Genomic DNA, 14556 nt, shown 5'->3' on the forward strand with positions numbered 1-14556 from the left:
TTGTGTAGGAAATTTCTGTTTTTATAGTTCTGACTTTTCGCTGATCAACATAAATAAACGAAACAGTACGACGGAAACAAACAACTGCAAGAAGCTGTTGGCGCTATCGAGTGCCAGCGATAGCAGTGTGTTGTCGTCCTTGGAAAACAGGGTGTAACTGAATTCCTTGAGCAACATCAGAGGGCCCAGTACGGCCAGTATGCAAACGAAAATCCGCCAGAAATGCCCGCGGGTCAGGGTGAAGCTCGATTTCATGGCCGCCAGCGGAGCATCACCACGCAATACCAGTCGGTACTCGGAGAAGGCCAGTACCACGGTCAGGAAAATGCCCGGAATAAAAAACATCGACAGCCCCAGCACGATCAGCAGCGTGCTGATTGCCGAGAGCAGGGCGAACTTGGGCCAAAGATTAACCGCCGAGGCCAGCAGGTCGCGGTTGCGCGGGCTTTCGCCCTGGCTGCGGGCATCGAGAAACAGGATCAGGGCGGCGGTGTACAGAGGGTACAGCAGCAGCCCGACAACCAGGCCATAACCGGGCGATGCATCCGGGCCTGCGGCGTTGTCGACAATGTGCTGCAGCACAGCTTCAAGGATGACCAGCGGCAGGCACAGCGTTACGATCTGGCTCAGATTGCGCTGGAAGAAGTACAGGGAGTCGCGAAGAACAGTCAGCGGATTCATTGGCAGTTGTCAGCAGTCAAGAGCGGTGCGTCACTTTAACCGATGAGACGCCAAGATGAACAAAAGTTCACGCAGGCCTGATGCTGTTGAAACGGGTTGTAGTGCCCCAATAACGCGTTTGAGCTTCTGCGTAATGCAAGGGGCAGGTTTCTATCTGCAATCGAAAGAGGTTGTCATGAACAGCGAAGAGCAAAGCCTGATTGACGGGTTGTTTACACGGTTGCAGCAGGCCGAGGCAGGATCAGCCCCGCGCGATGCCCAGGCCCAGGCGCGGATCAATGAACATCTGGCGCGTCAGCCTGCGGCAACGTACTACATGGCTCAGGCGCTGCTGGTGCAAGAGGCTGCGCTCAAGCAACTCGACCAGCAGAACAAGCAATTGCAGGCAGAACTGGCTCAGGCGAAGGCTGCTGCGGCACCTGCGCCATCTGGGGGGAGCTTTTTGTCGGGACTTTTTGGCGGTGGCGATCGGGTATCGGCTCCCACGCCCGGCCCAACGTCGGGCACCGGGGGTTGGCGTGATGGCCCGGCAGCGGCTCCTGTCGTGGCCCCTCAACCAGCAGCAGCGGCGCCGGCCCCAGCATTGGGCAGCGGCTTTTTGGGCGGAGCCCTGAAAACGGCAGCGGGTGTGGCGGGCGGCGTGATGCTGGCGCAAGGCATCAGTAGCCTGTTCCACCACAATCAGCAGCCGCAGATTGTCGAGGAAATCATCGAGCAACCAGGTTCTGTCAGCGACGCTGGCTGGGGCAGCGGCAACCAGCAGTACGCCAATAGCGGCTCGGGAATTGAAGACGTCGGCCTGGACGATGACGGCTTCTTTTCTGACGACGACTCCTACGTTTGAGTCCATCGCTCGGTGCCTTATTGCACGCCGGGCGGTTTATCCGCGCAAACCCCCGGCAGGCTGGCATACTGCAGCCTTGTTTTTCAGTCGCGTGCCCGCTGCCCGGGCGCCATGAGGTTTGCCGGTGAAAAAAATTGCGGTCTTCGCGGATGTGCAGAACCTTTATTACACGGTTCGCCAGGCCTATGGCTGCCATTTCAATTACGCCGCCCTGTGGGCTGATATCAGCAAGCGCGGTGAAATTGTCGAAGCCTATGCCTATGCGATTGACCGGGGTGACAGCAAGCAGCAGCAGTTTCAGCAGATCCTGCGCAACCTCGGTTTTATCGTAAAACTCAAACCCTATATCCAGCGCAGCGATGGCTCGGCCAAGGGCGACTGGGATGTGGGCATTACCATCGATATCATGGACTCGGCAGCCAATGTCGACGAAGTGGTACTGGCCTCGGGTGACGGTGATTTCGACCTGCTCCTGGAGCGTATTGCCAGCAAGCATGGGGTTGAAACCGTGGCCTACGGTGTGCCCGGTCTGACGGCCAATTCATTGATTCGCGCTGCCAGCCGCTATGTGCCGATTGAAGGCAATTTGCTGCTTAAGTAACCCTTATTTTTTACAGGATTGACCAGGTTTGGAACGCATCGCGGTAATTGACTTTGAGACCACCGGCATCTCCCCGAGCAGCACCTGCCGGGCCACTGAAATTGCCGTGGTGATTCTTGAGCGCGGTCGCATTGTCGAGCGTTATCAAAGCCTGATGAATGCCGGTGTGCGGGTGCCTGGGTTTATCGAGCAGTTGACCGGCATCAGCAACGCCATGTTGCGCACCGCGCCGTCGGCTGAGCAGGTGATGAACGAGGTCAACGAGTTCGTCGGCATTACCCCGTTGCTGGCGCACAATGCTGCGTTTGACCAAAAATTCTGGGATTTTGAAATGGGCCGCATCAAGCGCACCCGTTTACAGAACTTCGCCTGTTCATTGTTGCTGGCGCGTCGCCTGATGCCTGCGGCGCCTAACCACAAGCTGGGCACGCTGACCACCTTTGCCGACTTGCCCCACACCGGCAAAGCTCACCGGGCCATGGCCGATGCGGAAATGGCGGCCAACTTGACGGCTCACCTGGCTGAGCAACTGCGCCAGAAGCACGGGTTACGTGAATTGAACCACGACCTGTTGTGCAGCTTGCAGAAAGTCCCGGCGGCGAAGATCAATGAGCATCTCAAGCGGTATCGCGGGTTTTAAAAGCGACCCTCTCCCTTTGGGAGAGGGCTATTTGATCTCCATCGAAAAGTGTACGGCCCCTTTTGGTGCGTTCTGTTACTTATTATTTCCCGGCGCCCTGTCTAAACTCTCCAGTCCCCTGCCTCTGCCCTTGAGCTGCCTTCATGCCTGCCGCACGTCGTTTTCCGCTACAACTGATCGGTGCTTTTTTTGCCTTGTACATCATTTGGGGCTCGACTTATCTGGCTATCCGCATCGGTATTGAGTCCTGGCCGCCGTTGATGATGGCTGGCGTGCGCTTCCTGATTGCGGGCAGCCTGATGTATGGCTTTATGCGCTGGCGCGGTGCCCCCGCACCCACTGCCGTGCAATGGCGTTCGGCAGCCATGATCGGCTTTCTGTTGCTGGCGTGCGGCAACGGCGGTGTGACCCTGGCCGAACACTCGGGCGTAGCTTCCGGCGTCGCCGCCCTGGCCGTAGCCACCGTGCCCCTGTTCACCCTGCTGTTTGGTTACTTCTGGGGCAACCGCAACACCCGCCTGGAATGGGCCGGGATTGTCCTGGGGCTGATCGGCATCGGCATGCTCAACCTGGGCTCCAACCTGCAGGCCAGTCCAATGGGCGCGGCAATGGTGATCTTTGCCGCCGCGGCCTGGGCCTTTGGTTCGGTGTGGAGCCGCCACTTGCCACTGCCAGCAGGGCCAATGGCCAGCGCTGCGGAAATGCTCACCGCCGGTGCCGTATTGCTGGCGGGCAGTCTGCTCAGTGGCGAGCGCATGACTCAAATGCCCACCGCTGCAGGCTGGGGTGCGCTGCTGTATCTGGTGTTCTTCGGCTCGATCATCGCCTTCAGCGCCTATATGTACCTGCTTAAGAATGTGCGGCCGGCGGCGGCCACCAGCTATGCCTACGTCAATCCGGCGGTGGCGGTCATGCTGGGGATTGCCTTTGCCGGCGAGAGCATCGGTTTTGAGGAGTGCCTGGCCATGGCGGTCATCATCAGTGCGGTGGTGTTGATCGGTTTGCCACAGTGGCGCAAGCAGAAACCGGCCTGAATTAGGGTAAACTGCGCGCCATTGCAACTTATGCACCCACGCGCTGACCTTTTTCGACGGTATCCCCATGACATTCGCCACCCTTGGCCTGATCGAACCCCTGCTGCGCGCCCTTGAGACGCTCGGCTACAAGACCCCAACCCCGGTTCAGGCCCAAGCGATTCCCGCAGTACTGGCTGGTCGCGACCTGATGGCTGCGGCCCAGACCGGTACCGGCAAAACTGGCGGTTTCGCTTTACCGTTGCTGCAGTCGCTGACCATGGAAGGCCCGAAAGTGGCCAGCAACTCGGTGCGTGCACTGGTGCTGGTGCCGACCCGCGAACTGGCCGAACAGGTTCACGAAAGCATTCGCCAGTACGCCGAACACCTGCCGTTGAGCACCTACGCGGTGTACGGCGGTGTCAGCATCAACCCGCAAATGATGAAAATGCGCAAAGGCGTTGATGTACTGGTGGCCACACCGGGCCGTCTGCTGGACCTCTATCGCCAGAAAGCGATCAAGTTCAACCAGCTGCAAACCCTGATCCTCGACGAAGCTGACCGCATGCTCGACCTGGGCTTCTCCGAAGAGCTGCGTGATATCTACCGCGCCTTGCCGAAAAAGCGTCAGACCCTGCTGTTCTCGGCGACCTTTTCTGACGCGATCCGCCTGTTGGCCGAGCAGATGCTCGACAATCCGCTGAGCATCGAAGTCAGCCCGCGCAACGTGGCGGCCAGCAGCGTCAAGCAGTGGGTCATCCCGGTCGACAAAAAGCGCAAGGCTGAGCTGTTTTTGCACTTGTTGCGCACCCAGCACTGGAAGCAGGTCCTGGTGTTCGCCAAGACCCGCAACGGTGTCGATGAATTGGTAGGCAAGCTGCAAGGTCTGGGGATCAACGCTGACGGTATTCATGGCGACAAGCCACAGGCCACGCGCCAACGGGCGCTGGACCGCTTCAAGGCCAGCGAAGTGCAGATTCTGGTGGCTACCGATGTGGCTGCCCGTGGCCTGGACATCGAAGACCTGCCGCTGGTGGTCAACTTCGACCTGCCCATCGTGGCCGAAGACTATATTCACCGTATTGGTCGCACCGGTCGTGCCGGTCAGAAGGGCGAAGCCATTTCGCTGGTCTGTGCTGATGAAGTGAACATGCTGTCGGCGATCGAGATGTTGACCCGTCAGACGTTACCACGCCACGAAGAGCAGGATTTCGAGCCTGAGCACCGAGTGCCTGAAACTGATGCTTCGGGGCAGGTGATCAAAAAGCCGAAGAAGCCGAAAAAACCGAAAACCTCGGGCGGTGGCGGCAAGCGCAACCTAGGCAAATGGGTGGATAGCGGCGAAGCAGCACCCGCCGAGCCATCGGTAAAGCCGGTGCGCAAAGTGCCTGTATTCAACACCGGCCCGCGCAAGCGCAAGCCGTAAGCCCGCTCGAGGCTAAAAACTCCAACTGTGGGAGCGAGCCTGCTCGCGAACGGCCTTCGCGAGCAGGCTCGCTCCCACAGGGACGGTCAACGTTTAGCCTTCAACCAGCTTAATACCCCTAACCCTGCGGCACGACCACTGGCAAAACAGCCCGTGAGCAAGTAGCCGCCGGTGGGTGCTTCCCAATCCAGCATCTCGCCTGCACAAAACACGCCGGGTAATTGCCTGAGCATCAGATTTTCATCCACAGCCTCGAACCGCACGCCACCGGCGCTGCTGATGGCTTCGTCCAAGGGGCGGGCTTTTATCAGCTTCAACGGTAGCGCCTTGATGGCCTGAGCCAGTTGCGCCGGGTCATTGAAGCATTCTGCAGGCGCCAGCTCGCGCAACAGCGCCGCTTTTACCCCATCAATCCCCAGCTGGCTGTGCAAATGCTTGCTCATCGAGCGTGAGCCGCGGGGTTTGGCCAAGGCTGCCTGGATTTTATCCACAGGCTTGCCCGGCAGCAGGTCGATCAGGATCGTCGCTTCACCCTGTTGATTGATCGCTTCACGAATCGGCGCCGACCAGGCGTAAATCAAGCTGCCTTCAATGCCTGTGGCGGTAATCACGCATTCGCCCAGGCGCGGCGTGCTGTGTTCCAGGGCAATGGCGATGTTTTTCAGCGGGGCGCCGGCGAACTTGCTGCGCAGCACCTCGCTCCAGCCCGCCACATCAAACCCGCAATTGCTCGGCTGCAAGGGGGCCAGGTCAACACCGCGTTCAGCCAGCAAGGGCATCCAGGCACCGTCCGAGCCCAGTCGCGCCCAACTGCCACCGCCCAGGGCCAGTAGCACCGCGTCGGGGTTGAGCTGCTTTTGGCCTTCGGGACTGTCCACCAACAACTGGCCATCGGCCTGCCAACCCAGCCAGCGGTGGCGGGTGTGGATAACTACACCGGACTCGCGCAGGCGCTTGAGCCATGCGCGCAGCAGCGGCGCGGCTTTCATATCGGTGGGGAACACCCGGCCGGAACTGCCGACAAAGGTTTCGATCCCCAACTCATGAATCCACTGGCACAACCCATCGGCATCGAAGGCGCGCAGCAACGGTGCCATCTGCGGTGCGCGTTCGGCGTAGCGCGACAGGAAAGCCGGGTAGGCTTCGGAATGGGTGATATTCATGCCGCCGACCCCGGCCAGCAGAAACTTGCGGCCCACCGACGGCATGCCATCGTAGAGATCGACCTTCATCCCCGCCTGACTCAACACTTCGGCGGCCATCAAACCGGCGGGGCCACCGCCAATAATGGCGACGTGACGGGAAGGGAGTGTGGAGGGTTCAGTCATGGCAGGGCTGCAAATCGGCGAAATAGGCCGGGCATTCTACCTGACTGGGCGGAGCAGATCCCCTGTAGCAGCAGCCTTCGTCCCTCGGCAGCTGCTACAGAGATAGCGATGGCTGTACGAAAAACATACAGCCTTCTGGAGGCCATGTTCTCTGTGCCCTGCAGGCGCTTTCACTCAGGTTATCCACAGGCAGTTCCACAGGCATTGTGGGTAAAATCACACCTCAGTGACAACCTGATGACAGCCAGACCTTCTGTGCACTGTGATGCAATATCCCGTGGCGGCGCGCCAGGGCCTTGCGATCCTTGCTGTATCCGCCGCCAATCACCCCGACCACCGGTATGTCGCGACCCAGGCAGTGGCGCATCACGCTCTCGTCACGGGCCGCCACACCTTCATCGGTGAGCTTCAAATAGCCCAGGGCGTCGTCTTTATGCACATCGACCCCGGCGTCATACAGCACCAGATCCGGTTGATACAACGGCAGCAGGTAATTGAGCGCCTCGTCCACCACTTGCAAATATTCAGCATCGCCCATACCCATAGGCAGGCCGATGTCCCAGTCGCTTTGCGCCTTGCGTGCCGGAAAGTTTTTTTCGCAGTGCAGGGAAACGGTAATGGCATCCGGCGTATGTTCAAGAATTCGCGCAGTACCGTCGCCCTGATGCACATCGCAGTCAAAAATCAGTACGCGGTTTACCCGGCCGCTTTCCAGCATATAGCGGCTGATGATCGCCAGATCGTTGAAGATGCAAAAACCCGCCGGGTGATCGTAGTGCGCGTGATGAGTGCCGCCCGCCAGATGGCAGGCCAGGCCGTGCTCAAGCGCCTGCTCGGCGGCCAGCAGAGATCCGCCCACGGCGCGAACGGTACGTCGCGCCAGTGCCTCGCTCCAGGGCAGGCCCAGGCGGCGTTGATCTTCGCGGGCCAGCTCGCCTGCCATATAGCGCTCGATATAGCTGCGGTCATGGGCCAGGGCGAGGATATCCACAGGGCATAATTCGGGACGCAGCAGCTCTGCATCAAGGGTCAGCCCGGAGTCGACCAGGTGATCGCGTAACAGGCGGAACTTATCCATAGGAAAACGATGCTCCGCTGGGAACTGCGGGCTGTAGTCATCGTGGTAAATCAGCGGCACTGGCATAGGGATTTTCGCGTCGTAACGAGCGCTGGATATTACCAGCGCTGTACACTCTCATCATATGTAAAGCCCGGTAACAAATCGGAGAGGACGGATGGAGCAGATCAAAGAGCTCGAAAGTGCCCGTTTGCACTTGCGCCCCTGGCGTGACACAGACTTGGCCGAGTTCGCTGCCATGTGCGCCGACCCTCAGGTGATGCGCTATTTTCCGGCGCCCCTGAGCCGCCTTGAAAGCGCCGCGCTGATTGGCCGGGTTCGTGGTCACTTTGCCGAATATGGCTACGGGGTATGGGCATTGGAGCGCAAGGACACCGGTGCCTTTATCGGCTTTACCGGGCTGATGAATGTGTCGTTCGAGGCGCCGTTTACCCCTGCCGTAGAAATCGCCTGGCGTCTGGCTCCCGAACACTGGGGCCTGGGTTACGCCAGTGAGGCGGCCTGGGCCGTGTTGCGCTGCGCCTTTGATCGCCTGGCCCTGGACCAGGTGGTGTCGTTTACCAGCGAGCTGAACCTGCCCTCGCAAAAAGTCATGCAGGCGATTGGCATGCAGCACGATGTCGACGGTGATTTTGAACACCCCTTGCTGCCCGCAGGCGACCCGCTCAGACCCCATGTGCTGTACCGGATCACGCGGGCACAGTGGCTGGAAACCCTGTACGGCTAGGCGGTGTGTTTAGCGGCGCAAGCCGAAAATTTTGACCTGCGTAACGAAGATTACGACGGTAATGCTCTGTGTGAGGAGAATCTGAATGAGCCAAGTGTTGGATGATCTGGTCAATTTGCTGACCCTGGAACCGATCGAAGAGAACCTCTTTCGCGGCAGCAGTCAGGACTTGGGCTTTCGCCAGTTGTTCGGTGGTCAGGTGCTCGGTCAATCGCTGTCGGCCATGAGCCAGACGGTTGAAGACGCCCGCCACGTGCATTCCATGCACGGCTATTTCCTGCGCCCTGGTGATGCCGGTTTGCCCGTGGTGTATCAGGTTGATCGCGTGCGGGACGGCGGCAGCTTCAGCACGCGCCGGGTGACCGCGATCCAGAAGGGCCAGCCGATTTTTACCAGCAGCGCCTCGTTTCAGTACGACGAAGGCGGTTTTGAACATCAGACGACTATGCCTGACGTTGTGGGCCCTGAGAATCTTCCCTCGGAACTGGACATGATGCGCCTGCGTGCGCACCTGATCCCCGAGTCGATGCGGGAAAAACTGCTGTGCGCCAAGCCTATCGAGTTCCGCCCGGTGGTAGGAGAAGACCCGTTCAACCCCAAGGTTACTGATCCGATCAAGTACGTGTGGTTTCGCGCCGACGGCACCTTGCCCGATACCCCGGCGCTGCATAAGTACCTGCTGGCCTACGCCTCGGACTTCGGCTTGTTGACCACGTCCTTGCTGCCCCATGGCAAAGGGGTATGGCAAAACGATATGCAGGTCGCCAGCCTTGATCACGCACTGTGGTTCCATGCCGACCTGCGTGCCGATGACTGGTTGCTCTACGCCATGGACAGTCCATGGGCGGGCAATTCCCGTGGATTCTCCCGTGGCAGTGTCTACAACCGCGCTGGCCAACTGGTGGCTTCGGTCACGCAGGAAGGGTTGATCCGCCATCGCAAGGACTGGGCATGACACTCAAGGACGTCAAACACTGGGTTTTCGACATGGACGGCACCCTGACTGTTGCCGTGCATGACTTTGCCCTGATCCGCCGTGAGCTGGAGATCCCGGCGGATGCCGATATCCTCACTCATCTCAACGGCCTGCCCACCGAGGTGGCGGCGGCCAAACACGCCTGGCTGCTGGAGCATGAACGCGAGCTGGCACAGGCCTCCACCGCCGCGCCGGGCGCGGTTGAGCTGGTGCGCGACCTGGCGGCTCGTGGCTGTCGTCTGGGGATACTGACCCGAAATGCCCAGGAGCTGGCGCATATCACCCTCAAGGCCATTGGCCTGGGCGAATGCTTTGCGCCCGAGGATGTACTGGGCCGGGACAACGCGGCGCACAAACCCGACCCGGACGGCCTGCTGCAACTGGCGCGGGCATGGGATGTAGCAGCGGCGAACATGGTAATGGTGGGGGATTACTACTTTGACCTGGCGTGTGGTCGCGCGGCAGGCAGCAAAACCGTACTGGTCAATGTTCCTGAAAACCCGTGGCCGGAACTGACCGACTGGCATGCCAAAGACTGCTACGCGCTGCGCCGGTTGCTCGGTTAACGAAATACGCGTAGCAGCTGCCGAAGGAACGAGGCTGCGTTCGACGGCGAAGCCGTCGTAAATCCAGGCAGCGCGGTGAGTCAGTTAAACCGTGCACTCAGACTTCACGATCGCTTTGCAATCGAACGCAGCCTCGTTCCTTCGGCAGCTGCTACAAAGGGTGCTCTTACTCGCCAAACAACGCCTTCTGACCTTCAGGCGAGGTAAACATCTGATCGCCGTTGTGCCCCACCCCGGGCACTTCAATCAACCGTTGATTGAGCCCTTGTGGATGGCGCTGGGTCAAATACTCAAAGTAGTTCTTGCCCCTTACCAGCCTGAACGCCCCCTGGGCCTCGGCTTCGCAGCCTTTATCAAGCGCCGGGTGGTTGGGGTCGATGTCCTTGGCGCCTAGCAGATAGGTAATGTCGCGCTCTATATAGGCCTGTTCCAACTGTCGGTGTTTTTGCCCATCTGCGTAGGCTGGCAGATCCTTGAGCCCGTATTTCCAGGTATTGAAGCCCGGGCAGTTTGCAGCATCAAAGGTCGGAATCGGTCGCTGTGCATTGAAGTAGGCATAAGAAGACGGGTTGGCCACTACATAGCGCACCTTGATCCCGTCTGCCTGCAAGGCCTTGTCGGCCTGGGTGGTCAGGGCATAGCGCTGCACCACTTGGGCGCCGCCGGAGTGCCCGGCAATCACCACCTCGCGCAAGGCCGGGAAGCGCTTGCGGTCATCAAGACGCTCAAGGATCTGATCCAGTGCCGCGTAGGAACTCAGTGCCTGGGGGCTCACAGCAGGGGCACCGGCCATCCATTCATTGGCATGCCAGCGCAGCACATTGTCGGGCAAGGTATGGCGCGAGCCATCGCTTTCATTGAGGAACTGCGGTGCAATGACCAGGGTTGTGGACAGCTGCCCGGCCTGCGTCGCGGCTTGCTCGGCGCTGTGTAAATACGTCTGGGCGTTGCGCAGACGACCATGAATCACGATCAGTGCGCGTTGCACCTGAGGCAGTGGCTGTTTCCAGTCCTGACTCACCCCGACACTCAACTCGCCGGGGCCGATCTTGAGATGTTCGGGGCTGAGTTCTTTAACTCCGTGCTCGGCTGCTTGAACCACAGAGCAGGCCAGCATCAGGCCTATTAATGAAGCGATAGAGCGTATTCCCATTTAAAGCCTCGCTGCCGAGAAGGTATCGCACTGGTTGATATTGCCTTGGGCAAAACCGGTCTTGAACCACTTCACCCGTTGTGCCGATGTGCCGTGGGTAAAAGAGTCCGGCATCACACGGCCCTGGCTTTGCTGCTGCAAGCGATCATCGCCAATGGCATTGGCGGCGTTCAAGGCCGATTCTATATCGCCTGCTTCCAGCCAATTGTGACGTTTTTGCGCAAGGTTGGCCCACACCCCGGCCAGACAGTCGGCCTGCAATTCCTGGCGCACCAGCAAGCCACCATCGCCTTCCATACGTTTGCCTTGTTGACGGGCCATCTGCATTTTCGACGACACGCCCAGCAAGGTCTGCACATGATGGCCAACTTCGTGAGCGATCACATAAGCCTGGGCAAAATCGCCAGCAGCCTTGAAGCGTTGGGCCATTTCCTGGAAGAAACTCATATCCAGATAGACCTTCTGGTCGGCCGGGCAATAAAACGGCCCGCTGGCAGCTGTTGCAAAGCCGCAGGCCGAATTGATCTGGCCGCGAAACAGCACCAGGGTCGGGTCTTTATAGCTGCGTCCGGCTTGCTGAAACACTTGGCGCCAGGTGTCCTCTGTGTCACCCAGAATCGCCCGTACAAAATCGGCCTGCTCGTCATTGGCCGCCGGTGCGCGACCGGCTGGCTGGGTGACCTGAGGCGAAGACTGTTCGGTGAGCTGGCCGCTTAACTGTCCGAGGATCTGCATGGGGTCCTGCCCGGTCAACAAACCGATGCCAACAATCACCACCACGGCCATCAAACTCAGACCTTTGCCGCCGCCTAACCGCATCCCGCCACCACCACCGGTGCCTTGATCGCGTACGTCTTCGACATTATCGCTACGTCGACCTTTTTTCCAAAGCATGGGGGAGTCCTCTGATAAATCGTGTGTTCAAGTGTTGTTGCTGAGTCGGGACAATGCCAGCCCGGCTGTCAGACGTTTCTTGGGTGGGGGGCGAGTATGGCATTGCGCTAAAAAGACCTGAACGCCTTAATACAGTTCCGGGCATCGGGCTGAAGTGGTTGAATACGCCACGCCAATCCCCGCCCCGGAGTTGTTAGCCCTGTGAATATCGATACCCGTATCAAGTACCGCCACCTCGTATGCTTTTTGGAGATGGCGCGCCAGGGCAGCCTGGCGCGGGCGGCGGATGTGCTGGCGGTAAGCCAGCCAGCGATGTCAAAAACCCTCAAGGAGCTTGAGGAGTTACTGACGGTCAGCCTGTTTGTACGCAGTAAAAGCGGGGTCACCCTGACCGAGGCCGGGGTGGCCTTTCTGCGTTATGCGACACCTTCGGTGCAGGCCTTGCGGGAAGGTGTGAATGCTCTGCGGGGTGGCGAATACGTGGGCGGTACGGTGCGTCTGGGGGTGTTGTCGACGGTAGAAAGCCTGCTGATACCCGAGTTGGTGCAGCGCCTGCACGCCAGGCATTCGTCGCTGGTGGTGAGCGTCGTGACCGGGCCCAGCGCCTATCTGTTATCGCAGTTACGGGTAGGCGATGTCGATTTGGTAGTGGGGCGCATGACCGATAGCCCGGAAATTCAGGGTATGAATTTTGAGCATCTCTACAGCGAATCCATGACCCTGGTGGTGCGCGCAGATCACCCCTTGATCCGGGGACCGCTGGACCGCAGCCAGCTGGAAAATTACCCGCTGGTTTTGCCATTGGCCAACACCACCATTCGCACCTTTGCCGACAGCCTGTTTGTGCAGTGCGGCATCAGCCAGTCCCGCCAGCGCCTGGAAACCCTGTCGATCACCCTCAGCCGGCGTTATGTGCTGCGCAACGATGCGGTGTGGATCGCCCCGCTGGATGCCGTGCGCCTGGACCTGGCCAGTGGCGAGCTGCAAGAAATCGACCTGGGCCAGCGTGAGCCGGGCGGTTCGATCGGTATTTGCAGCAACGCCCATGTGCCGATGTCGGTGGCAGCGCAAGGGTGTGTCGAGGTTTTGCGTGAATTGGGCCAAGCTTACGGCGAAGGCATTTATCCATAATCATTTGGTTATGGATAGGCCTGGCCTTTTCAATAGTCGTTACGCCCCTGTTGGTTAAAACTGGCGCCCAGCCTTTATAAAAACAACAGGAGATCGACATGTCTGATGCAGACAGCCGGCGCTTTATCATCCGTGACCGCAACTGGCACCCCAAAGCTCTGACCCCTGACTACAAGACTTCCATTGCCCGTTCCCCGCGTCAGGCGCTGGTGAGCATCCCGCAATCGGTGAGTGAGACCAGCGGGCCTGACTTTTCCCACCTTAAGTTCGGCAAGTTCGACAACGACTTGCTGCTGAATTTCAATAATGGCGGTTTGCCGATAGGCGAGCGGATCATCCTTGCAGGTCGCGTGCGCGATCAATATGGCAAGCCGATTCCTCATACCTTGGTGGAAATCTGGCAGGCCAACGCTGGCGGTCGGTATCGTCACAAGAACGACCGCTACCTGGCGCCGCTGGACCCAAACTTCGGCGGCGTGGGCCGCACCTTGACCGACAGTGAAGGTTATTACAGCTTTCGCACTGTCAAGCCAGGGCCTTACCCGTGGCGTAACGGGCCTAATGACTGGCGCCCGGCGCATATCCACGTTTCCATCAGTGGCCCCTCGATTGCCACGCGCCTGATTACCCAGCTGTACTTCGAAGGTGATCCGATGATCCCCATGTGCCCGATCGTCAAATCGATTACCAACGCCGATGCCGTGCAGAGCCTGATTGCCCGGTTGGACATGGGCGCGGCCAATCCGATGGATTGTCTGGCCTATCGTTTTGACATTGTGCTGCGCGGTCAGCGCCAGACTCACTTCGAAAACTGCTGAGGAGCCCCGTCATGCCTATCGAACTGCTACCGGAAACCCCATCGCAAACTGCTGGCCCCTACGTGCATATCGGCCTGGCGCTGGCTGCGGCCGGCAACCCGTCGCGTCCAGAGGAAATCTGGAGCGAAATGGCCAGAACCGATGCTGCGGGCGAGCATATTGTGCTGTTTGGCAACGTTTATGACGGTAATGGCCACCTGGTGCGCGACTCTTTTCTGGAGCTTTGGCAAGCCGACCATAAAGGGGTCTATGACGAAAACTTCGACTCGGAAAAAGCTTTCAACAGCTTTGGTCGCACCGCCACCACCTTCGATGCGGGTGAGTGGACACTCAATACCATCAAGCCGGGCGTGGTGAACAACGCAGCTGGCGTGCCGATGGCGCCGCATATCAACGTGTCGCTGTTTGCCCGGGGTATCAACATCCATTTGCAGACGCGGCTGTACTTTAGCGATGAGCCAGAAGCCAATGCCAAGTGCCCGGTGCTTAACCTGATCGAACAGCCGCAACGGCGTGAAACCCTGATCGCCCAGCGTTGCGAAGTAAATGGCAAAACGGCCTATCGGTTTGACATCCGCATTCAGGGCGAAGGCGAGACGGTGTTCTTCGACTTTTAAAAGGATATGAGGCAAATGCAAAATCTGTAGCAGCTGCCTCGTTCCTTCGGCAGCTGCTACGGG

At 59.2% G+C, this 14556-nt stretch carries 16 protein-coding genes; 11 read left to right on the forward strand and 5 right to left on the reverse strand.

The window, feature by feature from the left end; translation table 11 throughout:
* Window positions 1–21 precede the first annotated feature (21 nt).
* Complete coding sequence (locus V6L81_RS06730) at window positions 22–681, reverse strand: YciC family protein (RefSeq protein ID WP_094999402.1); 660 nt, start codon at window positions 679–681, stop codon at window positions 22–24.
* A gap of 175 nt (window positions 682–856) precedes the next feature.
* On the opposite strand from V6L81_RS06730, the gene V6L81_RS06735 reads away from it, so the two are divergent.
* The 5 genes from V6L81_RS06735 (at window position 857) to V6L81_RS06755 (ending at window position 5205) form a co-directional block, all read left to right on the forward strand.
* Window positions 857–1525 (forward strand): DUF2076 domain-containing protein, encoded by a 669-nt coding sequence (locus V6L81_RS06735; protein ID WP_094999401.1) that lies wholly within the window; start codon window positions 857–859, stop codon window positions 1523–1525.
* 124 nt (window positions 1526–1649) lie between these two features.
* Window positions 1650–2126 carry an NYN domain-containing protein gene (locus V6L81_RS06740; protein WP_094999400.1) on the forward strand — a complete coding sequence of 159 codons (477 nt, stop codon included), beginning with the start codon at window positions 1650–1652 and terminating at the stop codon, window positions 2124–2126.
* Between the two features lie 28 nt (window positions 2127–2154).
* On the forward strand, window positions 2155–2766 hold the full coding sequence (locus tag V6L81_RS06745; protein ID WP_095018408.1) for a PolC-type DNA polymerase III: 612 nt from the start codon (window positions 2155–2157) through the stop codon (window positions 2764–2766).
* A gap of 143 nt (window positions 2767–2909) precedes the next feature.
* Window positions 2910–3800 carry a drug/metabolite exporter YedA gene (gene yedA / locus V6L81_RS06750; RefSeq protein ID WP_094999398.1) on the forward strand — a complete coding sequence of 297 codons (891 nt, stop codon included), beginning with the start codon at window positions 2910–2912 and terminating at the stop codon, window positions 3798–3800.
* Between the two features lie 67 nt (window positions 3801–3867).
* Entirely contained in the window at window positions 3868–5205 is a 1338-nt protein-coding gene (locus V6L81_RS06755) for a DEAD/DEAH box helicase (protein WP_094999397.1), read from the forward strand.
* Window positions 5206–5291: 86 nt separating this feature from the next.
* Here the strand turns inward: V6L81_RS06755 and V6L81_RS06760 are convergent, their stop codons facing one another.
* Both V6L81_RS06760 and V6L81_RS06765 read right to left on the reverse strand, forming a co-directional pair.
* On the reverse strand, window positions 5292–6533 hold the full coding sequence (locus V6L81_RS06760; RefSeq protein WP_338660568.1) for a TIGR03862 family flavoprotein: 1242 nt from the start codon (window positions 6531–6533) through the stop codon (window positions 5292–5294).
* Window positions 6534–6756: 223 nt separating this feature from the next.
* Window positions 6757–7677, reverse strand: coding sequence for a histone deacetylase (locus tag V6L81_RS06765; RefSeq protein WP_095018406.1), 921 nt, complete (start codon window positions 7675–7677; stop codon window positions 6757–6759).
* Window positions 7678–7768: 91 nt separating this feature from the next.
* Between V6L81_RS06765 and V6L81_RS06770 the strand changes: the two genes are divergently transcribed.
* From V6L81_RS06770 to V6L81_RS06780, 3 genes are all read left to right on the forward strand, one after another.
* Complete coding sequence (locus tag V6L81_RS06770; protein WP_338660569.1) at window positions 7769–8338, forward strand: GNAT family N-acetyltransferase; 570 nt, start codon at window positions 7769–7771, stop codon at window positions 8336–8338.
* A gap of 85 nt (window positions 8339–8423) precedes the next feature.
* Window positions 8424–9293: an acyl-CoA thioesterase II gene (tesB, locus tag V6L81_RS06775; RefSeq protein WP_094999393.1), complete on the forward strand. Its 870-nt coding sequence runs from the start codon at window positions 8424–8426 to the stop codon at window positions 9291–9293.
* Complete coding sequence (locus V6L81_RS06780; RefSeq protein ID WP_095018403.1) at window positions 9290–9880, forward strand: HAD family hydrolase; 591 nt, start codon at window positions 9290–9292, stop codon at window positions 9878–9880. The genes tesB and V6L81_RS06780 overlap by 4 nt, the downstream gene beginning before the upstream one ends.
* 166 nt (window positions 9881–10046) lie before the next feature.
* Here the strand turns inward: V6L81_RS06780 and V6L81_RS06785 are convergent, their stop codons facing one another.
* Both V6L81_RS06785 and V6L81_RS06790 read right to left on the reverse strand, forming a co-directional pair.
* Entirely contained in the window at window positions 10047–11033 is a 987-nt protein-coding gene (locus V6L81_RS06785) for an alpha/beta hydrolase (protein WP_338660570.1), read from the reverse strand.
* Entirely contained in the window at window positions 11034–11927 is an 894-nt protein-coding gene (locus tag V6L81_RS06790; RefSeq protein WP_095018401.1) for a neutral zinc metallopeptidase, read from the reverse strand.
* Between the two features lie 201 nt (window positions 11928–12128).
* Here V6L81_RS06790 and pcaQ point away from each other — a divergent pair, with 201 nt between their 5' ends.
* The 3 genes from pcaQ to pcaG all read left to right on the forward strand — a co-directional run bounded on the left by pcaQ (window position 12129) and on the right by pcaG (window position 14493).
* Window positions 12129–13058, forward strand: a complete 930-nt coding sequence (gene pcaQ / locus V6L81_RS06795) for a pca operon transcription factor PcaQ (protein WP_094999389.1) — start codon at window positions 12129–12131, stop codon at window positions 13056–13058.
* A gap of 98 nt (window positions 13059–13156) precedes the next feature.
* Window positions 13157–13876 (forward strand): protocatechuate 3,4-dioxygenase subunit beta, encoded by a 720-nt coding sequence (pcaH, locus tag V6L81_RS06800; protein ID WP_016779340.1) that lies wholly within the window; start codon window positions 13157–13159, stop codon window positions 13874–13876.
* An 11-nt stretch (window positions 13877–13887) separates the two neighbouring features.
* Window positions 13888–14493 carry a protocatechuate 3,4-dioxygenase subunit alpha gene (gene pcaG / locus V6L81_RS06805; protein WP_153380654.1) on the forward strand — a complete coding sequence of 202 codons (606 nt, stop codon included), beginning with the start codon at window positions 13888–13890 and terminating at the stop codon, window positions 14491–14493.
* Window positions 14494–14556 lie beyond the last annotated feature (63 nt).

This window comes from Pseudomonas bubulae, from assembly GCF_037023725.1.
Taxonomy (GTDB): domain Bacteria; phylum Pseudomonadota; class Gammaproteobacteria; order Pseudomonadales; family Pseudomonadaceae; genus Aquipseudomonas; species Aquipseudomonas bubulae.